We start from the raw sequence: 24,756 nt of genomic DNA on the forward strand, positions 1-24,756 counted from the left end.
GTATGCAATTAAACTTTAGTGGTATAATTTCCTGTACCCGGAAATTACTATCAACCAAAATGTTCTGCGTTATGAAAATGACCGCCTTTTTGCTTCTTACAGCTTGCCTGCATATCAGCGCAAAAGGATTGTCGCAGCAGATTACGCTCTCGGAAAAAAATGCGCCCCTGAAAAAAGTGCTGAAAGAAGTGGCCCGGCAGGCCGGTGTATCCGTGGTGTACGACGAAGCCCTATTATCTTCATTTGCACCTGTTAACGTAAATGTTAGCAATGTATCGGTAAAGGAAGCCCTGGACATCTGCCTGAAAAATCAGCCATTGGCTTACGTAATGGAAGGGAAGCGCATTACGCTGGTAAAAATTCCCGGTAAAAGCGCTGCCGATTCCAGTATCACTGTCAGCGGCAGGGTGCTGAATGAAACGGGCGAGCCCATTCCCGGGGCCACCATCCGCCTGCAGAACTCCAATAGCGGAACAGCAGCTGATGCCGAAGGTAAATTCAGTATTAAAGTGCCCGGCAACAGGAGCCTGCTGATAGTATCCTTTATTGGGTACGACAGCAAAGTGGTGGCCGTTTCTGCCAGTCCGCTCAACATTCACCTGAAACCTTCCAACACTGCGCTTACAGAAACCGTAGTGGTAGGATATGGTATCCAGAAGAAAAGCGTAGTTACCGGCGCCATTTCCAGCGTTCGTGCTTCCGATATTGAATCGCAGCCGGTAACCCGCATAGAACAGGTACTTCAGGGCCGTACTTCCGGTTTAACAATAGCCGCCAGTTCCGGTCAGCCAGGATCCGCATCATCTGTGCGTGTAAGAGGCATCACTTCTTTCAACAACAATAATCCCCTGTGGGTAATAGATGGAGTAGTGGTAGATAATGGAGGCATCGGTTACCTCAATCAATACGATATTGAATCCGTGGAAGTATTGAAAGATGCTGCTTCCCAGGCTATTTACGGTGCACGCGCTGCAGCCGGCGTTATCCTGGTAACCACCAAAAAAGGTAAGAGCGGTAAAATTTCTGTCAGCTATAATGGCTACCTCGGTACTTCCGCACCGGCGCATAAACTGAAACTGCTGGATGCCACCCAATACGCTACATTAAGAAATGAAGCGGTTACCAACGATGGCGGCACTGCGCCCTTTGCCAATCCATCTTCCTATGGCAAGGGTACCGACTGGCAGGCGGAAATTTTCAATAATAGCGCCATCCGGCAGAATCATGAATTAAGTATCAGCGGTGGCGGCGAAAAATCTACCTTCTATTCCTCTTTTGGTTACCTGAAACAGGAAGGTGTGGTAGCCTCGGATATCTCTAAATACGAACGGGCTAACTTCCGGTTGAATTCCACCCATAAAATTACTCCCTGGCTCACCTGGGGCGAAAATGTTGGCTATTCTTATGAAAAATCAACCGGCATAGGCAACACCAATAATGAATTCGGTGGACCGCTGAGCTCTGCGATCAACCTGGATCCGTTTACCAAACCCGTGATCACTGATCCCGCAGAATCTGCCGGAGGCCAGTATACACAAACAGGGGCCAGGAAAAATGCAGCAGGCCAGTTTTATGGTATCTCCGACCAGGTGGCACAGGAAATTACCAACCCATTGGCTTATATCAGTACCCGTCTTGGAAATTATGACTGGTCGCACAATATAGTAGGTAACACTTTCCTGGAAATGGAACCCGTGAAAGGACTGAAATTCCGCTCTACACTGGGCGCAAAAATTTCCTTCTGGGGCGATGAAACATTTACACCGGTGTATTACCTGAACAGCTCTTCCAAAAATACCCGCACTTCCTTTAACCGTGGTCAGCACCAAAGCTATGCATGGAACATCGAAAATATTGTTTCCTATACCCGCAGTTTTAATAAGCATAACATCACATTGCTGGCAGGGCAGGGCGCTTACATGGATAACCGGTTAAAAGAGCTGAATGTAATGTTCTACGATATTCCAGCCACCACCTTTGAAGAGGCTTCCCTTAACTTTAAATCGGCAGCGGCCAACCGCATCTCCGATGGTAAAGAAAATATTGATCACCGGGTGTCTTCCCTCTTCGGACGTATTAATTATAACTACGCTGAAAAATACCTGGTAGAAGGTATCCTGCGCCGCGATGGTTCTTCCCGCTTCGGCCCCAATCACCAGTATGGTATCTTCCCTTCCTATTCACTGGGATGGGTAGCATCCAAAGAAAATTTCTGGCCGGAAAATAAAGTGGTGGATTTCCTGAAATTCCGCGGAGGCTATGGTACGGTGGGTAGCGATGAGATCGACGACCAGGCGTTTGCTTCCACCATTGGCAGTGGCAGGAATTATAATTTCGGTCCGCTGGGATATACCGTTGGATACAGTCCGAATGCACCGGCCAATCCCAACCTGAAATGGGAATCGACCAGCCAGACCAATATTGGTTTTGAAGCCACGTTGTTACGTAATATCACCTTAAGTTTCGACTGGTACAACAAGAAAACAAAAGATATCCTGATGAAGCCCCGCCTGCCTTTATTTGTGGGCGCTATTGCCAATTCCGCGGCCAATGTAGGCAGCATGGAAAACAGTGGCGTGGAACTGGAACTGGGCTATCGGGGGAAGATCGGCGAAGTGGAATTTTCTGCCAATGGTAACGCTTCTTACATGAGAAATAAAGTTACCTACCTGGGCGAAGGGGTAATCCGTTTGAATGATAAAGAAGAAAAATTCCAGAACATGCCTGAAATTGTAAGAACAGAAGTAGGACATGCATTCAACTCTTTCTATGGTTACGAATTAATGGGTATTTTCCAGAACCAGCAACAAATAGATGCTTATACCAACAAAGCCGGGGGTAAGATACAACCGTCTGCCAAACCGGGCGACTTCCAGTTCGCAGACCTTGATGGAGACGGCAGTATTTCAGATAAAGACCGGACATTTATTGGTAACCCAACTCCAAGCTGGACCTATGGCATTACCATCAATGCAGCTTACAAGGGATTTGATATCATTGTATTTGGCCAGGGCGTTAACGGCAACCAGATTTTCCAGGGATTACGCCGCCTGGATATTCCAAAAGCCAACTGGCAAACCAAAGCACTGGAACGCTGGACACCGGAAAATCCATCCACTACTTATCCACGGCTCACCGTATCTGATCCCAATAAAAACTACAGCAGGCCATCTTCCTTCTACCTGGAAAACGGCAGCTACTTCAGGGTTAAAACATTACAGGTTGGCTATTCACTGCCGTCGACTGTTGTTAAGAGAACCGGTTTACAGAAAATACGTGTATATGTAATGAGCGAAAACCTGTTCACCATCACTAAATATACCGGCTTCGATCCTGAGATAGGCGGTACTAACGCCCTGAGTATAGACCGAGGCGTATATCCGCAGGCGCGTTCTTTTATAGGTGGGTTGAATGTTACTTTCTGATAATTTAAAGCTGATCAAAAATGAAAAAAAGGAATTTAAAATATATTATCGCAATAGCGGCAGGTATGCAGTTGATGAGCAGTTGCAGTGATAAATTCATCACTGTTCCTCCCAAAGGCAGTTTCCTGGAAAGCACTTATTACTCCAACCAGCAGGAAGCATTTAACGGGCTGGTGGCCATTTACGACATGGTGGGTTACCAGGCGGGCAACTATACTACCAAAGTAGGCGCTATGGATGCCGCATCCGACGACCACTGGACAGGCGGCGCCGGACCTGGTGATATCAATGTGTTCCAGGTAATGACGCGGTTAGACCTGCTTACCCCGCTTACCGGGCCGCAGGACGAGCTGTGGAAGAGAAATTTCTCCGGCGTTAGCCGTGCCAATATCCTTTTGTCCAAGCTGCCGGGAGTACCTATGGATGAAAATCTGAAGAAGAGGTATGCTGCGGAAGCCAAATTGCTGCGGGCATATTTTTATTTCGACCTGGTGCGCTTGTTCAGGAATGTGCCATTGATGACGGCGCCGCTTCCTATTGCTGATATAAAGAAAGTAACACAGGTTGCACCGGAAGAAGTGTATAAGCAGATTGAGCAGGATCTGAAAGAGGCGATCGCCGAAACCAACCTGCCTGATGTACCGCCGCGCCTTACTGAAGGCGGTCGTGTGGGTAAAGGCGCCGCGCATGCCTTGCTTGGGAAAGTATATCTGTATGAAAAAAAATGGGCGGAAGCTGCTGCTGAGTTGAAAGAAGTAAACGGGGAAACGCCTGGTCAGCCCAGCGCTAAATACAACTACAACCTGATCCCTAACTTCGCTGATCTCTGGAGATCAGACGATGTGATTAAGTTCAACAGCGAATCTATCTTTGAAATATCCTATACTTCCGCTTCCGGTGGCAACTGGACTTCGGGTGTTGCCAATACCGACGGCAATATTTTGAACATCCTTTGCGGTCCGCGTAGCCTGGTGGCAACGCCCGCTACCAGCGAAGCTTCCCAGTATGTGGCCGGCTGGGGCTTCCTCATTGTATCCAAAGAACTGGAAAGCGTTATGCATAATGATCCACGCTATAACGCCACCATACTGGATATGAAAAGCCTTGTAGCAGCGGGTAAAGCAACATATTCCGAAAGTTTTGACAACACCGGTTTCTTCCTGAATAAGTTTGTGGGCCGCACTGCCAATATTTCCAAAGGCGGTGGCAATATGGAACTGAATTTCCCGCAAAACCTGTATGAGATCCGCCTGGCAGATACTTACCTGATGGAAGCAGAAGCCCGTGTAAAAGCAGGTGAAGGAGGAGGCAGCGGCAGTCGCGCCTACCAGCTGCTCAACGCCGTGCGTGCCCGTGTAGGGCTCGCGCCTATTGATGCTACTTTCGACAATATTTTTAAAGAAAGACGCCTTGAGCTGGCAGGAGAAGGACACCGTTTCCCCGACCTGGTAAGAACCGGGCAGGCATCGGCGGTACTGAACGCTATTGATAAAAGAAGCTTTAAACCTAAAAATGAAATATTGCCTATTCCTGCATTGGAGCTGCAAAACACAAGTCTGAAGCAGAGCAAGGAGTGGGAGTAGCGCTTTATGCCGGCGTTTCTGTATAGCTGATAAAGAACGGTTGTTCCCCGGAAAAATATTGCCGGGAACAACCGTTCTTTCATATGAAAATCCGGGAAATCCTTGATATTTTTACCGATTAATAATTCGTTTTGCTATGATAAAGAGAACCGGACTACTGTTATGTGTTGCCTTACTGGCGGGAGGTTTACAAACGGCCCAAGGTCAGCAGAAAAAGAATAACCGGATCAGTTACTGGTTAACATCTCCCGATAGATCTGCAGCACTGCAACAGCAGCCCACATTGCTCTTTACCACGCAGAATAAAGGTATTGCCACCATTGAAGTGGATGCCACAAAGAAGTTCCAGCCTATAGACGGTTTTGGTTTTACCCTTACCGGCGGCAGTGCCACCCTCATTCATCAGTTGGCTACCGCACAGCAGGATGCGCTGCTTAAAGAATTGTTCCTGTCGAAAGGTAATGGCATAGGCATCAGCTATCTGCGGCTCAGTATTGGCGCTTCAGACCTGAGCGCATCCGTATTCACCTATGACGATATGCCCGGGGGGCAAACAGATCCGGAGCTGAAGCATTTCAATATTGATGAAGAAAAGAAAGACCTGATCCCTGTGCTGAAAAAAATTGTGGCGTTGAACCCCGCTATAAAAATACTGGGCTCCCCCTGGACACCACCCGCGTGGATGAAAACGAATAACTCGTTTATTGGCGGTAGCCTGGAACCAGCATACTATGGCGCTTATGCGCAATATTTTGTGAAGTATGTAAAAGCCATGAAGGCCGAAGGTATTACCATTGATGCCATCACCATACAAAATGAACCGCTGCATCCTAAAAATAATCCCAGTATGCTGATGCTGGCAGAAGACCAGGCCGTGTTCATCAAAGATCACCTGGGCCCCGCATTTAAAAAGGCCGGTGTGAAAACAAAGATCATCCTGTACGATCATAACTGTGATAAGCCGGAATACCCGCTCACCATCCTGAGAGACAAAGCAGCCTATCCTTATGTGAATGGTTCTGCCTTTCACCTGTATGGAGGCACCATCGATGCACTGAGTAAGGTACATGATGAGTTTCCGGAGAAGCATCTTTATTTCACCGAGCAATGGTCCGATGGTAAAGGCAGTTTTTCCCGTGAGCTAACAAATAATGTGAGCAAACTGATTGTAGGCGCTACCCGTAACTGGAGCCGCAACGTATTGCAATGGAACCTGGCTGCAGATGCACAATGGAACCCGCATACCGACCAGGGCGGATGCTCCCGGTGCCTGGGTGGCATTACCATTGATGGCCAGGCAATTTCCCGCAATTCATCATACTACGTGATAGGTCATGCATCCAAATTTGTGCCTGCGGGCTCTGTAAGGATTGCTTCCGGTATAACCGGTCCGCTGGACAACGTAGCGTTTTTAACACCGGCTGGCAAAACCGTACTGGTAGTGGTAAACACGGATACGGCTACGCAGGATTTCCAGATCAGGGAAAAGAACCGGGTGGCTGCTGCAACCCTGCGAGGCGGGGAAGTGGCTACGTTTGTCTGGTAACTGCCAAAGATGCAATCACTAATGAATTCTTCACATTTTATGGCACTGCATTAACATAGCGGGTGAACCTTCCCCAAAGGTTGCCTATATTGGTTCCACTCGTTATGATCATCTCGCAGAGAAATATAACATTGAACAATGATAGTAATGCCTTTAAGGCATTATACCTGCGCCAGCGCCTGCCATCCCAATGCCGGCTGCCTGGAAATAAAACTCTTTTTTTATGGGTATTGAACGCAGAAAATTTTTAAGAAATGTAGGCTTAACAATGGCTGGTGCGCTGACAGTGCGTCTGCCGGTATTAGGCGGCGCCTTCGCAGGCAGCGGCCGGTTGCCGCTTGCCCCTGGGCCGGATGCGGCATGGATCGCTTCCCTGTATGAACGGGGCAACGTTACCACTTATCTGAAAAGCAAAAATGAATTGCAGTATATCGGTATGCCGGTGGGCGGTATCATGTGTGGTACCGTATACCTTGGTGGAGACGGGCGCCTGTGGCTCTGGGATATTTTCAATAAGAACCAGGAAGGGATAGAGCCCAAGGTGGTTAACTACAGCGCCAATGTGCTGGATGGCGGAAAAAAAGTACGTTCCCGTGATGGCGCCTGTTATATTGAACCCTCCAAAAATATCCGGCCACTGGACCAGGGGTTTGCTTTACAGCTTTCCTGGAACGGGCAATCCATTATCCGCAGATTTGATGAGGAAAGCTGGCCGGAGATCAGCTTTGAAGCAACTTATCCTATAGCCACTATCCGTTATACCGACCCTGTACTGCCGGTAGCCATTACCCTGGAAGCATTTTCGCCCTTTATTCCTTTGAATGAAGATGATTCCGGTTTGCCGGTAACCATTTTATCTTATAAAATAGAAAATAAAAGTACAACACCGGTAACCGCTACCATACTCGGATGGCTGGAAAATAAAACAGCGATTTATTCTGCCGGAGATGCGCACGAGCGTGTAAATACTATCGTGAAAGGAAAGAACTGGCAGGGTGTTTATGAAACCGTGCGTACAAAGAATGGCAGCAGCAAATACTTTCAGCAACAGTATGATTACGGAAATTTTTGTATTGCAGCCGCAGGTAATAAAGTAATATTAAATCCTGCCATGCCTGGGGGAGAATTAACTGCTGCGCATTTTTCACCGATGCCTGCCAGGCAGGTGGTAAGGAACGTGGAAGAGAAGCTGACCGGCGCCGTAGGCACACGTCATAACATACTACCGGGGAAGACTATACGTACCGATTTTGCTATCAGCTGGTATGCGGCTAACCTGCATTTCAAAGACATACAGGGAGAAGGGCGTTATTATGCCAATAAATTTGCTGATGCTTCAGCAGTTATGAAATATGTGCAGGAGAATTATGCCCGCCTGAGTACTGAAAGCCGTCTCTGGAAAAACACCTGGTATGATGCATCGCTGCCATGGTGGTTTATGGAACGCACTTTCCTCAATATTTCCACACTGGCTACTACCACCGCTCATCGTTTTCGCTCCGGCCGCTTCTATGCCTGGGAAGGCGTAGGTACCTGCGAAGGTACCTGCACACATGTATGGCAGTATGCACAGGCCGTAGGCCGCATATTCCCTGCACTTGAGCGCGATACCCGGCAACGTGTGGATCTCGGCATCGGGCAGATGCCCGACGGCGGTATCCTGTTCCGTGGAGAAGCTGAGAAACGACCGGCTATAGACGGACAGGCAGGTACCATACTGCGTATTTACCGCGAGCACCAGATGAGTAAAGACAGTACTTTCCTGCAAAAGAACTGGCCTAATATTAAAAAGGCCACGCTGTTCCTCATTCGCCAGGACCGTAACAACGACGGCATGGAAGACACGCCTATGGAAAATACACTGGACGCCATATGGGACGGGGAAATTGCATGGATCGTAGGGCTCTGCATTGCTGCTGTTAAAGCCGCTGCTCTGATGGCAACAGAAGTAAATGATACTGCCTTTGCAGCTATCTGTAACGACTATACGGAAAAAGGAAAACGGAACATGGAAACCCAGCTGTTCAACGGCGAGTACTTTATTCACCAGCCGGATAAGGTAAAGGGAAGATCAGTCATCGGCTCTTACAATACCTGTCATATAGACCAGGTATATGGCCAGAGCTGGGCATTCCAGGTAGGCATGGACCGGGTGTTAGACAAAGCAAAAACGTTGTCGGCTTTAAAGGCACTGTATAAATATAATTTCATGCCGGATGTAGGGCCTTATATTGCTGCGCATCCCGGCGGCCGGCCCTATGCCCTCGCAGGAGAAGGAGGCATGATCATGAATACAAACCCCCGCAATGAAGAATTTCCTTTTGGTGTGAAAGATGCATGGCAGCTGGGCTACTTTAATGAATGTATGAGTGGCTTTGAGCACCAGGTAGCGGCGCATATGATGGCAGAAGGCATGACAGATGAAGCGCTCACGCTTACCCGCGCCATCCACGACCGTTATCACGCAGCGAAGCGCAATCCATTCAATGAAATAGAATGCAGCGACCACTACGCACGGGCAATGGCGAGCTATGGCACTTTCATTACTGCCAGCGGGTTCCGTTATCATGGTCCTAAAGGCTTTATTGCCTTTGCACCAGCTATGAACAAGGAGAATTTTAAAGCGCCCTTTGTTACTGCGGAAGGATGGGGCACCTATACGCAAAAAGGCGGTAGCCATACGCTGCAGCTGAAGTATGGCCGGTTACAACTACAAACATTGTGTTTTCAGCATACCGGTGTGAAAGAAGTATTACTGGGAGATAAGAAAACGCCGGCCACCTTCAGGGAAGAAAATGGTTACGTAACTATTCAGCTGGCTACACCGCTGCAGCTGGAGGCAGGTCAGCAACTTCATCTTACTATTGTATAATTCTATGAAAATATGTTTTCATATACCCGTGGCAGTTATATTTCTATTCTTCCGTTTTAAATGAGCCTGGATTGCAGATACCGGGAAACGCAGGTAAAGAACAACAACTCAGGAAAGCATGAGCGGGAGCTGAAAATGCTGTATCTTTCTTACTGTAAACAGTAAAAGATGGCAACGTTAAAATTGTTCATGGTAGTGCTGGGATGTACACTGGAAGGGCGTCATACCGAGCAGCACGACGTATTCTTCGGAATCGGTCAACATTTGCGCGACCTGGTTCCCGATATGAAAGCCTTCTGGCCGGAAGCCAAAGATAAACTGCATGTTGACGGATACCGGGAGGTTAATTTCGTGGACGACCACCGGATCAGGGTAGTAGAAAAGAAAGCGCCTTTACAACAGGGCGCGCAGTTATTTTTCCTGAACCTGGGTGGTTATAAGCCGGATGAGATGGAAGAATTCCATTACAAGATCCTCAGTGTGCAAAAGGATATAGGAGCATCTATACGGGCATCAAAGCAAACTACTTTTTTTAAACATACAGGTTTCGGAGAAGCCACTTCACACGTGGATGACAAATACGGTGTGGATGTGGATGATGTGCATGCCGTGAAGGATATTTTACCGGCGCATCTGAAAGATAAATACGCACTGGAGATTACACCGGTAACGGATATAGTACCCGATCAGATTCATTTGGGATATTTTCAGCTGCATAAGTTATGAGGGCGTCGCCACGGTTAGGGCCCATTGCCAAGGCGACATTCTCTTACCAGTGGCGATGAGCCATTTATTCCCGGCGTGGACGGAGGAGGCTGGTACTGCTCTCCCCTGGCCATGCCGGTAGTCACCGCCCTACGACCGCCTGTCATTAAGCACTTGAAAGCGCTGTTGCATTTTTATACATTCGGGCAAAACCAACCAATCATTGATCATTATGAAAAAATTAATGCTCGGCTGCCTTACAATGGTAGCTGTTTCAGGTGCATTTGCACAAAAGAAGTCGGTCATCACAGGTAAAGTACCGGCTGCCTTTAACAACGAATATATCTATCTCTTCAGCGCATCCGAAAACGGGTACCAGAAACTGGATTCCGCATTGGTGGAGAAAGGTGCTTTTAAACTGCAGTATGAAGTAGCGGATACCCTGCAGGCCATGTTGTCGCTTAGCACCAAAGGAGATAAGCCTTTGGGTGGCAACCAGCCGTTATTCATCACGCCCGGCGACAAGATGACCTTTACATTGAAGGCACCCGGAGGACCCAATGCCATGTCCGGTGCAGTGATTAAAGGATCGGAACTTACCCGGCAGCAACTTGAAATGGATGCTGCGTTGGCACCTGCTACAAAAGGTATGGATTCGCTCAACATGCTGGCGCAGAAAATGATGATGCAGGAAAACAAAGATACCACCGGTTATTACGCTATGGTTGTAGCTTACATGAAACTGGCAAAAGAAAAGGACGAATTGCAGGAAAAATTCATGCTGTCGCACACCAATTATTATGTAAGCCTTATTATGCTTTATGAAAATATGGGAGGCCGCGTGGAAGATATTGAAGGTACGCAGCAATTGCTGGATAAATTTCCGCTGGCTTTACGCCAGTCCGGTGTTGGACAAAAAGCTACTGCGCTGCTGAAAGCATCTGCGTTGCTTGGTAAGAACCAGGTAGCTCCTGATTTTTCGGCGCCTACTCCTGATGGTAAAACCATGAAGTTGTCCGATCTGCGGGGCAAATATGTGTTGCTCGACTTCTGGGCCAGCTGGTGTGGTCCCTGCCGTGCGGAGAACCCCAATGTGGTAAAAGCATACAATAAATTCAAGGATAGGAACTTTGATATCCTGGGTGTTTCCCTCGACAGAACCGGTGATGCTGCGAAGTGGACTGCTGCTATTGAAGAAGATGGTCTTGCCTGGCATCATGTAAGCGATCTGAAATGGTGGAAAAGCGATATCGCTAAATTATACATGATCCGTTCCATCCCTCAGAATTTCCTGCTCGATCCGCAGGGACGTATCATTGCTACCAACCTGAGAGGAGAAGCATTGGAGAAAGAACTTGAGAAAGTACTGCATTAAGTTTCCTGTTCCATTAAATTATTCTCATTGTCCTTCATCAAAGAATAAAAAATAGTATACCGGGTCAGATAAAATTCGCGCTGAAGGCGCCCCTGGTGAATCATTTCCGGCATGGTATCTGCATTACAGGCGGTACGAATTATTTATTCGGTGAAATGGATGACAATGGACCAACCGTCCCGGTTTCCCGGGACGGTTTTTTTATGGGAGAAAAAATGCGTGTAATATTAACAATTAACTATTTCCGGCCAGGTTGCCTGTGCGTGAGCGAAGAAATTTAGGATCAAAAAACTCCTGGGTTGTATTTTGGCGTGTATAGTATTTATCTTTCCAGTATGGCGGTTACGCCCATACCACCGGCAGTGCAGATAGATATCAGGGCGCGTCCGCTGCCGCGCTGTTGCAGGATCTTGGCTGTTTGTGCCACAATGCGGGTGCCGGTAGCGGCAAACGGATGGCCGATGGCCACGCTGCCGCCTTTTGTATTCAATTTGCTGCGGTCGATGCTGCCCAGCGGCGTATCCCAACCCAGTTTTTTGCAGTAGGCAGGGTCTTCCCAGGCTTTCAGTGTACAGAGTACCTGCCCGCTGAAAGCTTCATGGATCTCGTAAATATCAAAGTCCTGCAGCTTCAGGTGATTGCGTTTCAGCATGCGGGCTACGGCATAGGTAGGGGCCATCAGCAGGCCCTCGCCGTTAACATAATCCACAGCGGCGGTTTCCGCATCCACCAGGTGGGCCAGTACCGGCCAGTTCTGTTGTTGCGCATATTCTTCAGAAGCCATCAGCAGGGCGGAGGCGCCATCGGTGTATAGTGTGCTGTTGCCGGCAGTTAAGGAACCGTTGCCGCTGAAGTCGAAAGCCGGTTTCAATGCGGCCAGTTTTTCAGGGGTGGTATCTGCACGAACAATGGTATCTCTTTTAACACCTTTACAGGGAACAATAAGATCATCGAAGAAGCCTTCGGTATATGCTTTTGCGGCATTCATATGACTCTGGTAGGCCAGTGCGTCCTGTGCTTCGCGTGTAATGCCCCATTCCTTCACCATCTTTTCGGTATGCTGTCCCATCGACAGCCCTGTTCTGGGTTCCACGATAGAAGGATACAGTGGTTTCAGATCTTTGAAGCGAATGGAGGCCAGTATTTTCAATCGTTGTGAAAAGGTTTTGGCTGCACGGAGATCGGTTAGTTTCCACGCGAGCTGTTGCTGGAAAAGAAGGGGTATATCGCTGTTGGTATCGCTGCCGCCACTGATGGCGGTATCGATTTGCCCGCAGCCGATGCGCAGGCCCAGCTGTATAGTGGTATCCAGGCTGGTGCCGCAGGCCCTCAGTACACTATAGGCGGGCGTATGCGGGTCCAGTGCAGTGCCCAATACGCATTCCCTTGCAAAGTTCCAGTCGGTGGAACGGTTAAGCAATGCGCCCAGCGCCACTTCTCCCAACCGTTTCCCTGATAGCTGGTATTTATCGACCAATGCATTCAGTACGGTGGTCAGCATCTCCTGGTTGCTGATATGATTGTACTCTTTAAAGGACCTTACGAAAGGGGTGCGTAACCCGCCTATGATAGCGACCTTTTTCATGCCGGTGAGCTTTCACTAAAGTTAATGAATATGTATTAACCGGCAGCCTTTACAGGTTGTAAAGATGATTTACCGGGTTGGGCACCGGTTCGCCGGTTAATGCGGCAATTACATTCTGTGCCGCGATCCTGGACATGGCGTTCCTGGTTTCCTGCGTAGCCGAGCCGATATGCGGCAGTACCGCTACTGTAGGCATGTTCAGCAACGGGTTGTTGGGCTGCATGGGCTCGGGGTTGGTAACATCCAGGCCTGCGCCCCATATTTCGCCGTCCTGCAGTGCGGCAATGAGGTCTGTTTCGTTGTGGATGCCTCCCCTTGCCGCATTAATAAAAATAGCGGTGGGCTTCATTTTCCGGAAGGCGTCTTTATTAAACTTTTCTTTTGTTTCCGGGGTAAGGGAGGTATGTATGCTGATAACATCGCTTTGTTGCAGCAGTTCATCAAAACCAACAAAGGTGGCATCCAGTTCTTTTTCGGCGGCCTCATTGCGATGACGGTTGCAATAAATGATTTTCATACCAAAAGCTGCTTTACAGCGTTTAGCCATTACCGTTCCTATATTGCCTAATCCCCATATCCCCAGCGTTTTCCCCTCTATATCGATTCCCAGGTTAGCAGTGGGTGTGGAAAACCCCCATTCGCCTTTTATAATCCTTTTGTGCTGGTAGAATGCTTTGCGGGCTACGGACAGCATCAGTAAAAAAGCGGTATCAGCAGTGGCGTTGCTCAGCACGCCTGGTGTATTGGTGATCTGCAATCCCAGTTCTGTTGCTGCTTTCAGGTCTACGTTGTCATATCCTACAGATAAAAGACTGATCACTTTCAGGTGCCTGCATTGTTCTAAAAATGCGCGGTCCAGTTTTTCGCCACCGGCAAAAAGCATGGCGTCACTTTCTTTACAGAACTGCACTCTCTGTGCAGGCGTCATCTCTTTTTCTTCCTGCCATTGAGTAACGGTAAAGCCTGCACGTTGCAGCAGTTGTAATCCTTCTTCCGGGATGACCCTTGTTGTGAATACCTTCATATCATCGGTTTAATTGCCTTGAAATTTTCTTTTCCCCAGTTTCCATATTTCAAACCATAATACCGATGCTGCGCTGATAGCTGTGCATAGCAGCAGCTCATATGGTGAAAGACCAGTAATACTGAAGAATCGCGCCACCGGGGGTGCATATAGCATAGCAGCCAGCAGCAGCAGGGTGATGCCGATAACGCCCACCATCAGCTGATTCCGGTTGCGCATGCTGTGTATAAAGGAATAATAGAATGAACGGTTAACCAAGGTAAGGAAAATATTGGCGAATACCAGCGTGGTGAATACCATACTGCGGGTGAGCACTTCATCTGCTCCGCGTGCTACGCTCCACTGGTAGGCGGCCATTACGCCGGCGGTGATCATGAGCCCCTGCAGGATGCTGATATTCATTTCCCGGAAAGACAGGAAAGTTTGTGTAATAGGCCGTGGTGGCTGCTGCATGGCGTTTTCTTCCATAGGCTCATTTTCATATACAATGGAGCAGGTGGGCCCCATGATCACTTCCAGGAAAATAACATGCACCGGTGTGAAAATGTCCGGGTATACCCAGCCCAGGAACAGTGGGAGGGATACCGTGAGTATGATAGGGATATGGATGGAGATAATATATTGCACGGCCTTTTTGATATTGGTATAGATCCTGCGTCCCATGGCAATGGCATCCACCATACCGCTGAGATCATCGTTCACAAGGATCAGCGCAGCCGCCTGTTTGGCGATCTCCGTTCCTTTTTTGCCCATCGCAATGCCTATATGGGCCGCTTTGAGTGCGGGGCCATCATTTACGCCGTCGCCGGTCATGGCCACTACTTCGTTGTCTGCTTTCAAAGCATTGATGGCAGCAAGTTTAGCTTCGGGGAACATGCGCGTAAAGATGTTGACGGACCGCAGGGCATACTGCATCTTTTTCTCTTCCATTTGCATCAGCGTGTCACCGTTTATTGCTTCATCTGCCTGCTCTAATCCTGCCTGCCGGGCTATCACGCGGGTGGTAACGGCGTTGTCGCCTGTAATGATCTTCACCTTGATGCCTGCCTGGTAGAAGTGCCTGAATACTTCACCGATATTGCTTTTGGGCGGATCATAAAAGGCCAGTAAACCTGTAAAAACAAAGGGCAGTTCCTGTTGTGTAGCGGGGTAGTTGTTGCCGGTAAAGCCGGAAGTAGCTACGCCAAGTACCCGGTATCCTTTTGCGGCAAGCTCATTTACCTGGTCAAGGATCTGCTGTTTTTCTTTTTCCGGGAGATGGGAAACCTGCAGTATCGCTTCCGGCGCTCCTTTCGCTGCCACGATGCGTTTCCCGGCGGCATTGCCGAAAATATGCGTCATCATCGGAGGCTTGCCTTCCAGCGGGTATTCATGAACCATTGTATAACTGCTCCGTTCATCTGCCGGTGTCATTTCTTCGTATAGCCGGTGCAGTGTTTTCTCCATCGGGTCAAACGGTACCGGCTCGCTGGCCCACATGGCGGTAGTGATCAGCGCAAGAGGAAAGTGTTCTTTTTCATATAGCGTATAGTCGGTTCCGTTATATACCGCCTGCAGGCTCATTTTATTTTCAGTTATGGTGCCCGTTTTATCGGTGCAGATCACCGTGGCACTGCCAAGTGCTTCTACAGTCCGGATCTTTTTTACAATGATGCCCATCTGCATCAGTCGCCTGGAACCCAATGCCATAAAAGTGGTAAAGGCTACCGGTATTTCTTCCGGCAGGATAGACATGGCCAACGTTAAGCCTTTCAGCAAACTATCGGTAACGCTGCCGCTGCGGATATAGTTGAACAGCCATACTGCCAGGAAAACGATTATACCGGCTACGGCCATCCATTTTACGAACTGTCGGATCTGTAATTGCAGGGGAGTGGTTTCTTCTTTGATGTTCAGCATAGCGGTGCCTAGTTTGCCGATCTTTGTTTGCACGCCGATTTCCTGCACTTCACAGATGGCAAGCCCGGATACTACCATGGTACCGCTGTATACATTACTATCATTGTTGCCGGCCTGTTTGAATACGGCATAGGCCTCGCCGGTAAGGGCGGATTCATTGACCGAGAAATCGTTGCTGTGTACAATAATCCCATCGGCATTGATCGTATTCCCTTCAGAGACCAGCATCATATCTCCCTTAACAATTTCGCTGGTTGGGATACTGACAAGTTCCCCATTACGGATAACCTTGCTGAGTGGTTCATTCATTTCTTCCAGTGCTTCCAGCGCTTTACGGCTACGGCTGTCCTGGTAAAAGGAGATGCCCGATACCAGTGCAATGGCGGCCAGCATGAAATAGGCCTCGCCAAGTTCGCCCATTATAAAATAAATGGCGGTAACCACTATCAGCAGCACCAGCATGGGTTCTTCCATGATCTCTTTCAGTACGGCCATCAGTGGACTGGTAGCGGGCTGCGGTGGGGTATTGCTGCCATATTGTTGTCTTGAAGCTGTAACAGCTGCTTCATCCAAACCTTTGATATGCTCCGGTAAATTGATCTGTCCAGCCATGCAGGGTCGTTTTGGTGAAAGTGCTGCAATAAATTTACGAATTTTAAAAGCGCGGATTTTGTCTGACTCATGATTGTGCGGATTATATGGATTTATTTTTTTGAGTTTTAAAAAGATAGTGTTTGATAAGGTCAGCGCGGGGTAATACCAGGAGGCGGGCCGTCGTATTCCTGTGACTAAATAAAATGCCGGTTGGTTTGTTGCGCGGAGGCGCCCGGATCCCGGTAACCTGTAGCTGGTAAAAACGTTGATGCGTTTACGTGGCATAGGCGCGCAAAATTGGTATCAGTTGCCAGTAAGGAAAGAATTGTGGCATTGCTGTCAGGGGATTTCCTCAAACTGGTGATCCTCCCTGCGCTGATAGCTGTAACCCATAGCCTGGTATTTACTCAAACGCAGGTACCAGTTGAATTACCTGCCAGGCAATTTCAACTGGTACCTGCCGGCAATAACGGTTGCCGGTGCATTTTTCAAAGCCTTTACCGTTACGGGTTTACAGCTGTTATAATCTGCCAGGCCTGTCAGCATCCGGGTGTATTTAAGACTGAACCGGAAGAGGATACTTATGTTAATTATAGTTAAGCCGCCTGGTAAAATTACCAAGCGGCACAGAGATTGCGGAAAACGGGAGCATCTGGTCACAACATCTGTCACAACTAACTGTCAGCCTAAATATGCAGGAACTATCGGGGAGTAAGCATTTTGTTGCCTATATCACAGCAAATAAATGGATGGCCGCTGCGATAGGGTTCATCGTACTGCTAAGATTTTCCTTTATAGGCATTATGGGGGCCATGCCCCAGGATGCGTATTATTATTTTTACGGGCAGCATTTTGCCCTGTCGTATTTCGATCATCCCCCGGCCATTGCATGGATCCTGCGTGCTTTTACAGACCTGCTGGGCAGTCATGTGTTTGTGATCAAACTGGCAGATACCCTCGTAACCATTGGTACGCTCCTGGCTTTTTATACCCTGGCGCGGTGTTTCCTTCCTAAAGAGCGGGCCTGGAATGGCCTGTTGCTGTTGGGGGCCACGCTGATGATCACCATTTTATCGCTGGTATCCACACCGGATGTGCCTTTGCTGCTGTTCTGGACCCTATCGCTGATAGCCGTGTACCGGGCAGTGTTTGAACAGCGTAAAGCTTATTGGATATGGGCGGGGATTGCCATGGGACTGGCCTTCGACAGTAAATATACGGCTGTTTTCCTGCCAGCCGGCGCAGTGCTCTTCCTGTTGCTGTCCGGGCAGCACCGGCGGTATTTATGGTCGCCCTGGTTCTTTGCCAGCATTCTCTTTTTCTTTATTACTATTTTACCGGTAGTGATCTGGAATGTAGATAACAACTTCGCTTCTTTCAGGTTCCAGTCGTCCGAAAGGGTAGGCGGAATAGAATTCCGCCCCTTGGATTTCTTTGGAGTAATTGGCCACCAGGCGGCCATCCTGTTACCAGTGTTATTTTTTGCCTTGTTGTATTACGTGTACAGGCTGGTACGCAAATACGGATGGCATATTCACCGGATCTCTGCCCGGCCGCTGTTCCTGTTATGTTTCTTTATCCCCATTTTTGCCATTTTCCTGTTGATCTCCCCCATTTACTGGGTAAAGATCAACTGGATGATGCCCGCTTATATTACAGGCATTATATGGGTGAGCACCTGGATCACTTTCAAATATGTGCGCTGGCAGTGGATCTGCTCATTAGTAATACATCTTGCGCTGGCGGTGGAAATTGTTTTTTACCCGGTGCCTATTCATTCCGATGATACCATGATAGGGTGGAAAGGGCTGGGAGCAGGCGTAAAAACACTGGCAAAGGAATATCCTGATGATTTTATTTTTTCTGCAGATGATTATAAGACCAGCGCAATGCTGAACCTGTACCTGGGCCGAATGGTTTATTCCCGCAATATCATCGGCGAAAACGCCCTGCAGTTCGATTTTATAGGTACTGATATACATGCCTTAAAAGGAAAGAATGCCCTGTTCATCAATTCGCTCACCGATGTAAATGATGATGTGGATGAGCGGGAGTTTGTAGAAGAGGAACTGACGCCATATTTCAGTACCATCCGTTCCCTGCCCCCTATTATTGTTACCCAGCATGGCCGTGTAGTAAGGAAATTCCTTGTTTACCGCTGCATGGATTACCAGCCTCCGCAGGGAGAGAATGATCCCCGTCATCTTAAAAAATGATGACAGTCATCGGGAGGGGTAATGTGCGTCATTGTTCAATAGCAGATCCTTGGTTAGTTTTGTTATAACATTTGGACATCCACCTGGATTCCCTGGTGTAAACAAAAAGTGAGATGTGCTGTTGAGAAGGTATCATCGTTTCTATCAGCGGTGGTACTTTTACCTCTTAAAAAAATGCAAATCATGTTCAGCGGATTAACTCCTACCTCCCGTCAGCGGAAATTTTGTGAAGGTTTTCTTTTTTTCCCCATCAGGCATTTGCGTAAATATGGGAATTATATTTTCAGGCAATATGGTCGTCATGCCGGTGTGAAAACATTGTTGGATATGCAGCTGGGAATGCCGGGCAACAACGACCGGTATGCTGAGGAGATACAGCGTTGTATTGTGGAGAAAGCCGGGCCCGAAACAGCCAGGGTACTGGAAATGCTGGAGGATTTTTACACACAGGTGCAGGCGTCTTCAGGTAATTTGCCGGGATTGTATATCGATTTCAGCGACCTGCTCATTCATTTTTACCGGGAAGTGTCCATTTACCATAATGTGATCCTGCGTAACATGAAACAGGAATTGCAGCCGTCTGTAAGATCCAGGAAAAGGGAACCTGTTGCAGAACCGGGGCAGGAACATATTAACAAGTTATATAAAGTAGTAAGGGAATTTGTTTTACAAAGTAAATCAATGATGGTTGCGCTGGAAGATGTGGCAAAGAAGGAGAATTATTTGCCGGGTGAGCAGTATCTCCGGCATTTAATGGGCTTAATGTCCGGCATCCGCCAGATGAACCATCATCAGCAACATTTATGTCAGCTGTTGAAGAGATGGAGTGCGGATAAGGGCCTGCAGATGCAGCAAACCTATTACAACTAGCAATTATCAATATGTCTTATGAACCTCTGACTGAAGCAGATATTGCCGCTTACAAGGAAGCATGCAGTAACTGGATCAGGATACTGAAAGCCTTAAGAGAAGATAATGCCTCGCTGATCAACCGGTTGGCGGCAGCGTTGAAGGAAACAACGCGGCGGTCATTTATTGAAGAGGCGGAAGAGTTCCAGCTTACCATGCTGGACAGGGAGGAATCGCTTATCCTGTTAAGACATGAAGTTGGCGAGCAGCTGGAGTGGCTGAATAAGCAACCGGCAGGAGTGCCTTCCCCTCACTTGTATGCCGTGCTGAAAAGTGATATGGAAGGAATGATGCAGGAATATGAACGGTTGAGAGTGGCCTTCCTTGTTTTTATTGCGGCAGAAAAAGTGTAGCTCCCTTAATTAACCAGTGCTGCCAGTTTTTTGACAGATAGCACGGCAATTTGTCCCTCCTTTAATGTAATCAGTTCCTCATCCCTGAAGTCGCCCAATGTCCGTATCAGCGACTCTTTTGCCACCCCTGCCACTGCGGCGAGGTTCTCCCGGCTGATATCAATCGTAAAGTGTTTATTGCCTTCAGTGTTATATTTCTTGTCGAGTGTCAGTAATGCTTCTGCTACTTTTTTGCGAAGTGAATTATATGCCAGTCCTATCAGCTGCTGTTCTTTCTCTGCCATTTCTTTGGATAACAGCTGGATGAATTTACCCAGCACCTCGGGGTTACTGCTGATCAGCTGTTCAAAGTCTTTTTGCGGGATAACCGCCAGCAGTGTGTCTTCCATAGCTTCGGCATATTCCTGGTAATTACCGCCTTCGAGTAAGGCATTATATCCCAGGAAATCTCCTTTATTATACAAACCGATGATCAGTTCCTTGCCTTCATCGTTACGTTTGTATGTTTTTACTTTTCCCTGCAGCAGGTAATACAGGTAGTCCGGGCGGTTGCCCGCCGCATAAATGCTTTGTTTCTTCTTATAATGATTGGTGTTGCGGTCTTCCCTGAGCATGGTAAGCGGATCTTTACCGGTACTGGCAGACAGCAGTACCTGGAGCCCATGCAAACCGGTTACCGTATCCTGTTTGATCTCTGCGCATCTTTTCAGGCGGCTTTCAATAGCGCTGAGTAATTCTGTGCCTTCAAAAGGCTTGGTGATATAATCATCTGCCCCCAGTTCCATTCCTTTCCGCATATCTGTTCTTTCTGCTTTGGCTGTAAGGAAGATGAACGGCGTTGTTTGCAAAGCTTTGTTTTTATGCAGCATGTGCAATACGCCATAGCCATCCAGCACGGGCATCATAATGTCGCATACAATCAGATCCGGAAGGTGTTCCAGCGCCATGGCCACTCCTTCTTTTCCGTTAGTGGCGGTAAGCACCTGGTAGTTGGCCAGTTCCAGGATTTCCGCTACGTTTTCACAGATAGCCGGGTTATCTTCAATCAGCAATATTTTTTCCATTATGATCAGTTTTGGGGAAAGGAACCGTAACAATAAATTCAGTACCCTTTTCAGGGCTGCTGTCACAGGAAACTGAGCCGTTCATCAGTTCTGCATACCTGGCTACAATATGTAATCCCAGTCCCGTGCCCTGGATGTTGGATACGTGCTGGCTGCGGAAGAACCGCTCAAAAAGATGCTGGCGGTCTTCTACCGAGATACCTATCCCTTTGTCTTTTACGGACAAACGGAATGCGCCGTCGCTGCATTGTGAACGGATGGAAATAATGGCCCCCTCCGGGGAAAATTTGATGGCATTGGATACAAGGTTCATAACAATGTGCTTTAACAGTGTAGGATCCATGCAGGCCTGGGCCGCGCCATGGTGGGCATAGTAAATATTCTGTTTTGATTTTTTAAGTCCGTCCATTTCGCCGAGGATGTTGCTGATATGTTTCCCGGCGTCGAAAACACTATGGCGTACCTGTATCTTTCCTTCTTCTATTTTTCCTACAGACAGGAAGTCGTTCAGTATATCTGTCAGCATATTCACTGAAGAAATAATGCGTTGGATATGTTTGCTTCGTTTAGCTACATCATCATCTGATTCATATTTGGATACCAGGTAAATGGAAGACAGGATAGCGCTGAGTGGTGTTCTGAATTCGTGGGAGGCCAGGGATACAAACCTGGATTTGAGCTCATTAAGCTCTCGTTCTTTTTCCAGGGAGCTCCTCAGTTCAGATTCGGCCATTTTAATGCGGGAAAGGTCAATAGCAATACCAATATAACCGGTAATATCGCTGGCATCGCTTATGGCGGATACCGTAAGAGATACCGGGAGCCTGGTGCCGTCTTTCCGGATATACTGCCATTCATATTCGTTGCACAGGTTTAGCCTGGCTTTAATGATAAGGGTTTCTATGCCTGGGGCAACAGGCTGGTTCAGCTGTCCGGAAAATTCTTCTGCCCGCAGGGCTACCTCTTCCGGATCATGGAACAGCATGGGCGTATATACGTCCACTACTTCGCTGGCTTTATATCCCAGTATCCTTTCAGCAGCAGGATTGAACCACCTGATAAAGCCATCGTTATTGATGACGATGATCATAGCGCCGGTGCTGGTCCATAAACTGTTGAGGAAGCTGGTCATCCGCTGAAGGGACCTGTCTTTCACGGCAGCTTCTTTCCGCTGCTGCGACAGCTCCCGTAATGTCATCTCTGCATTGCGGCGATCTGTAGTATCGGTAATGTGGATAATAGTTAGTATTCCTTCCGGTGTAGCGTGCTCCGACTGGCTTATTTCCGCAGGGAACTGGCTGCCGTTTTTCCGTATGGCTTGTTGTTCTTTACCGCTATGAGGGAGAAGCAGGCTTACCAACTGACCCGTTAATTCTTCTTTCGTATAGCCAAACTGGTTAAGCAGGAAGGGGTTGGCCATCAGGATGCGGTGCTGGTTGTCAGCTACCAGTATACTGGTGGCGGCGTGGTTAAAGAGTACATCGAAACCTATGTAATTATTTTGAGAGATATTAATCATACAGGTAATTGACCCTTTGGAGCGGTGCTATATAAATTTAATGATTCCCGGCGGAATAAATTACCTGTATGAGAAAATAGGAACGTTATATTTTATAAAAGTAATAATATGTTTGTAGTTAATATGTATTAAGCACGTTTACTTTTGATTGACAGGTGTTTCGATGATCAGGAACTCGGTTTTTTCCCCGCACTGCAGTATCACTTCACCGGTTTCCCATACTCCAAATGCGTCGCGGGGCTGCAGCACCTGTTCCTGTATTCTCAGTCCGCCGGAAATGGAGAAAATGAACAGGCATTTATTTACCGGGTTAAAAGTATAGGTAATGCTGGTTGGCTGTTCATAATAACCCAGAGACAGTTTTGCATTCTGGTTGATCCAGCAATGCTCCATTCCTTCCTCGCCTGATACCACCGTTACCAGTTTGTTCTTTCTTTTTTCCAGCGGGAAATTTCTCTGCTGGTATCGTGGTGCAATGTTTTGTTGTTTGGGAGCAATCCATACCTGGAGGAAGTTTACTTCTTCCGTACCTATATTATACTCTTCATGCCTTAACCCGCTGCCGGCGCTCATGATCTGTACGGCGGGCGCAGTTATTTCGGTACTGTATCCCATGGTATCTTTATGGTTCATCTTTCCTTTCAGTAAAATGGAAATGATTTCCATATTTACATGCGGATGGATACCAAATCCTTTACCGGCTTCCACATAATCGTCGTTAAAAGCGAACAGGGTTCCGAAAGCACTGCGCATGGGATCGCAAAAATCGCTGAAACTGAAAAAGAAATTACTTTTCAGCCAGCCTATGTCTTTAATGCCCCTGTCGGCCGCGGGGAAGTATTTTGTTTTCATAATTTAATGATCAGGTATTGATGTAGAATATTTCCATACCGGTGGTCTTCCGGGTTAACTAAGTTAAATGCAAATTTCCGGATCTCGTAAATAACTTTCCCAAATTGGTAAGGGCGCTTGTTTTTATGCACGTACTTTTGCAGCTATTATAAAGACGCTCCGGCTGCACCGGACCAGAATTCTGTCAGCCGCTATTATAATTTCAGGTTTGCTTATCAGTCTAACGGCACACGTAATTTCAGCTAACCACTCATTTTATTTTTTATGAAACGTATTTCCATTTTAATCATCATTACATTCACAACGCTGGTAGCATCCGCTCAGAAAGGAGGGGATAAACTGGCACAGGACAAAGCTGCTATCAAAAGTATGTGCGGCTGCCAGGAGGTGACTTTTGAGTATACAGAAACATTTCCGGCGGATACCGGCTATAGACCCAAAGGATATCATAAAATTGTTGATGCTATTGAATATGTAACAGTAGCTGCAGAAGATCCGCACCGTATTGTATTGCAGCATCTGCTCATTGCAGATAGTTTTGTAATCAAGCACTGGACGGAAGACTGGCAGTACGAGAACCAGCAGCTGCTGGCCTATACACAGGATAACCAGTGGAAGAAGATAACGCTGCCCGCTGCACAGGTAAAAGGTCAGTGGTCGCAGAAGGTATATGGCGTGGATGATGAGCCCCGCTACGAGGGTTCCGCCACCTGGGTACACACTGATGGCCGTCATTACTGGGAAGCCGCATCCGATGCGCCATTGCCTCGCAGGGAGTACACTACCCGCAAGGACTATAACGTGTTGCACCGGGTAAACCATCATGAAATTACTGCTACGGGTTCCATACATGAGCAGGATAACAAAAAGGTGGTTCGCGCCAATGGTGTGGATAAGGTGATAGTAGGAGAAAAGGGGTTGAACACCTACAACCGCACCGGTGAAAGCAGATGCCGGCAGGCGAAAGAGTGGTGGGAGCAACATAAATCTTTCTGGGCAGTGGTACGCAAAAGCTGGGATAAGATCTATGGTGAGAGTAGTGAAATTAACCTGCAGAAGAAAGTAAATAATGAACCGTTATATAAGGTGATGTTGGCACTGGAGGAGAAAGCGTTCCGTAAAGAGCTGGCGGGCGCTGAACTGGAAAAGACCATAGCGGCTACATTACAACAGTTTTCGCATAATACAGCGTTGAGTTTACAACGATAAACGAGTGGATAAGAAAAGCACCGCAG

The 24,756-nt window shown here is 47.8% G+C and carries 16 protein-coding genes; 10 read left to right on the forward strand and 6 right to left on the reverse strand.

All coding sequences use genetic code 11. The features are described 5' to 3' along the window. Positions 1–71 precede the first annotated feature (71 nt). From FN124_RS19395 to FN124_RS19420, 6 genes are all read left to right on the forward strand, one after another. Positions 72–3,425, forward strand: coding sequence for a SusC/RagA family TonB-linked outer membrane protein (locus FN124_RS19395; RefSeq protein ID WP_142686406.1), 3,354 nt, complete (start codon positions 72–74; stop codon positions 3,423–3,425). Positions 3,426–3,445: 20 nt separating this feature from the next. Continuing rightward, positions 3,446–5,008 carry a RagB/SusD family nutrient uptake outer membrane protein gene (locus FN124_RS19400; RefSeq protein ID WP_142686407.1) on the forward strand — a complete coding sequence of 521 codons (1,563 nt, stop codon included), beginning with the start codon at positions 3,446–3,448 and terminating at the stop codon, positions 5,006–5,008. A 136-nt stretch (positions 5,009–5,144) separates the two neighbouring features. Then, entirely contained in the window at positions 5,145–6,554 is a 1,410-nt protein-coding gene (locus tag FN124_RS19405; protein WP_142686408.1) for a glycoside hydrolase family 30 protein, read from the forward strand. Between the two features lie 223 nt (positions 6,555–6,777). Next, complete coding sequence (locus FN124_RS19410) at positions 6,778–9,426, forward strand: GH116 family glycosyl-hydrolase (RefSeq protein WP_142686409.1); 2,649 nt, start codon at positions 6,778–6,780, stop codon at positions 9,424–9,426. 168 nt (positions 9,427–9,594) lie between these two features. Continuing rightward, on the forward strand, positions 9,595–10,152 hold the full coding sequence (locus FN124_RS19415) for a DUF1543 domain-containing protein (protein WP_142686410.1): 558 nt from the start codon (positions 9,595–9,597) through the stop codon (positions 10,150–10,152). Positions 10,153–10,363: 211 nt separating this feature from the next. Beyond that, positions 10,364–11,506: a TlpA disulfide reductase family protein gene (locus FN124_RS19420; protein ID WP_142686411.1), complete on the forward strand. Its 1,143-nt coding sequence runs from the start codon at positions 10,364–10,366 to the stop codon at positions 11,504–11,506. A 322-nt stretch (positions 11,507–11,828) separates the two neighbouring features. Here FN124_RS19420 and FN124_RS19425 read toward each other — a convergent pair whose 3' ends face one another. Genes FN124_RS19425 through FN124_RS19435 form a run of 3 tightly spaced genes read right to left on the reverse strand, consistent with a single transcriptional unit; the run spans position 11,829 to position 16,626 of the window. After that, positions 11,829–13,091, reverse strand: a complete 1,263-nt coding sequence (locus FN124_RS19425) for an acetyl-CoA C-acetyltransferase (protein ID WP_142686412.1) — start codon at positions 13,089–13,091, stop codon at positions 11,829–11,831. 49 nt (positions 13,092–13,140) lie between these two features. Beyond that, a complete protein-coding gene (locus tag FN124_RS19430) occupies positions 13,141–14,115 on the reverse strand; it encodes a 2-hydroxyacid dehydrogenase (RefSeq protein WP_142686413.1) in 975 nt (324 codons plus the stop codon). Between the two features lie 9 nt (positions 14,116–14,124). Beyond that, positions 14,125–16,626, reverse strand: a complete 2,502-nt coding sequence (locus FN124_RS19435) for a cation-translocating P-type ATPase (RefSeq protein WP_142686414.1) — start codon at positions 16,624–16,626, stop codon at positions 14,125–14,127. A gap of 674 nt (positions 16,627–17,300) precedes the next feature. On the opposite strand from FN124_RS19435, the gene FN124_RS19440 reads away from it, so the two are divergent. The 3 genes from FN124_RS19440 to FN124_RS19450 all read left to right on the forward strand — a co-directional run bounded on the left by FN124_RS19440 (position 17,301) and on the right by FN124_RS19450 (position 20,086). Continuing rightward, on the forward strand, positions 17,301–18,824 hold the full coding sequence (locus tag FN124_RS19440) for an ArnT family glycosyltransferase (protein WP_142686415.1): 1,524 nt from the start codon (positions 17,301–17,303) through the stop codon (positions 18,822–18,824). Between the two features lie 183 nt (positions 18,825–19,007). After that, positions 19,008–19,694 (forward strand): hypothetical protein, encoded by a 687-nt coding sequence (locus tag FN124_RS19445; protein WP_142686416.1) that lies wholly within the window; start codon positions 19,008–19,010, stop codon positions 19,692–19,694. Positions 19,695–19,705: 11 nt separating this feature from the next. After that, positions 19,706–20,086, forward strand: coding sequence for a hypothetical protein (locus tag FN124_RS19450; protein ID WP_142686417.1), 381 nt, complete (start codon positions 19,706–19,708; stop codon positions 20,084–20,086). Positions 20,087–20,091: 5 nt separating this feature from the next. Here the strand turns inward: FN124_RS19450 and FN124_RS19455 are convergent, their stop codons facing one another. The 3 genes from FN124_RS19455 to FN124_RS19465 form a co-directional block, all read right to left on the reverse strand. Further along, the gene (locus tag FN124_RS19455; protein WP_142686418.1) at positions 20,092–21,150 is read right to left on the reverse strand and encodes a response regulator; all 1,059 of its coding nucleotides are present in this window, start codon (positions 21,148–21,150) and stop codon (positions 20,092–20,094) included. Continuing rightward, the gene (locus FN124_RS19460; RefSeq protein WP_142686419.1) at positions 21,128–22,669 is read right to left on the reverse strand and encodes a sensor histidine kinase; all 1,542 of its coding nucleotides are present in this window, start codon (positions 22,667–22,669) and stop codon (positions 21,128–21,130) included. Before FN124_RS19460 ends, FN124_RS19455 begins: the two co-directional genes overlap by 23 nt. A 138-nt stretch (positions 22,670–22,807) precedes the next feature. Beyond that, positions 22,808–23,521, reverse strand: a complete 714-nt coding sequence (locus tag FN124_RS19465) for a pirin family protein (protein WP_142686420.1) — start codon at positions 23,519–23,521, stop codon at positions 22,808–22,810. Between the two features lie 264 nt (positions 23,522–23,785). On the opposite strand from FN124_RS19465, the gene FN124_RS19470 reads away from it, so the two are divergent. Beyond that, positions 23,786–24,730, forward strand: a complete 945-nt coding sequence (locus tag FN124_RS19470; RefSeq protein ID WP_142686421.1) for a DUF6607 family protein — start codon at positions 23,786–23,788, stop codon at positions 24,728–24,730. Positions 24,731–24,756: the final 26 nt, after the last annotated feature.

It is taken from the genome of Chitinophaga polysaccharea (genome assembly GCF_902150045.1).
GTDB classification, from domain to species: domain Bacteria; phylum Bacteroidota; class Bacteroidia; order Chitinophagales; family Chitinophagaceae; genus Chitinophaga; species Chitinophaga polysaccharea_A.

Bases quoted from the DNA above. Each gene is read 5' to 3' on its own strand.
- FN124_RS19395 (WP_142686406.1), top strand. From the start codon at position 72: ATGAAAATGACCGCCTTTTTGCTTCTTACAGCTTGCCTGCATATCAGC.
- FN124_RS19400 (WP_142686407.1), top strand. From the start codon at position 3,446: ATGAAAAAAAGGAATTTAAAATATATTATCGCAATAGCGGCAGGTATG.
- FN124_RS19405 (WP_142686408.1), top strand. From the start codon at position 5,145: ATGATAAAGAGAACCGGACTACTGTTATGTGTTGCCTTACTGGCGGGA.
- FN124_RS19410 (WP_142686409.1), top strand. From the start codon at position 6,778: ATGGGTATTGAACGCAGAAAATTTTTAAGAAATGTAGGCTTAACAATG.
- FN124_RS19415 (WP_142686410.1), top strand. From the start codon at position 9,595: ATGGCAACGTTAAAATTGTTCATGGTAGTGCTGGGATGTACACTGGAA.
- FN124_RS19420 (WP_142686411.1), top strand. From the start codon at position 10,364: ATGAAAAAATTAATGCTCGGCTGCCTTACAATGGTAGCTGTTTCAGGT.
- FN124_RS19425 (WP_142686412.1), bottom strand. From the start codon at position 13,091: ATGAAAAAGGTCGCTATCATAGGCGGGTTACGCACCCCTTTCGTAAGG.
- FN124_RS19430 (WP_142686413.1), bottom strand. From the start codon at position 14,115: ATGAAGGTATTCACAACAAGGGTCATCCCGGAAGAAGGATTACAACTG.
- FN124_RS19435 (WP_142686414.1), bottom strand. From the start codon at position 16,626: ATGGCTGGACAGATCAATTTACCGGAGCATATCAAAGGTTTGGATGAA.
- FN124_RS19440 (WP_142686415.1), top strand. From the start codon at position 17,301: ATGCAGGAACTATCGGGGAGTAAGCATTTTGTTGCCTATATCACAGCA.
- FN124_RS19445 (WP_142686416.1), top strand. From the start codon at position 19,008: ATGTTCAGCGGATTAACTCCTACCTCCCGTCAGCGGAAATTTTGTGAA.
- FN124_RS19450 (WP_142686417.1), top strand. From the start codon at position 19,706: ATGTCTTATGAACCTCTGACTGAAGCAGATATTGCCGCTTACAAGGAA.
- FN124_RS19455 (WP_142686418.1), bottom strand. From the start codon at position 21,150: ATGGAAAAAATATTGCTGATTGAAGATAACCCGGCTATCTGTGAAAAC.
- FN124_RS19460 (WP_142686419.1), bottom strand. From the start codon at position 22,669: ATGATTAATATCTCTCAAAATAATTACATAGGTTTCGATGTACTCTTT.
- FN124_RS19465 (WP_142686420.1), bottom strand. From the start codon at position 23,521: ATGAAAACAAAATACTTCCCCGCGGCCGACAGGGGCATTAAAGACATA.
- FN124_RS19470 (WP_142686421.1), top strand. From the start codon at position 23,786: ATGAAACGTATTTCCATTTTAATCATCATTACATTCACAACGCTGGTA.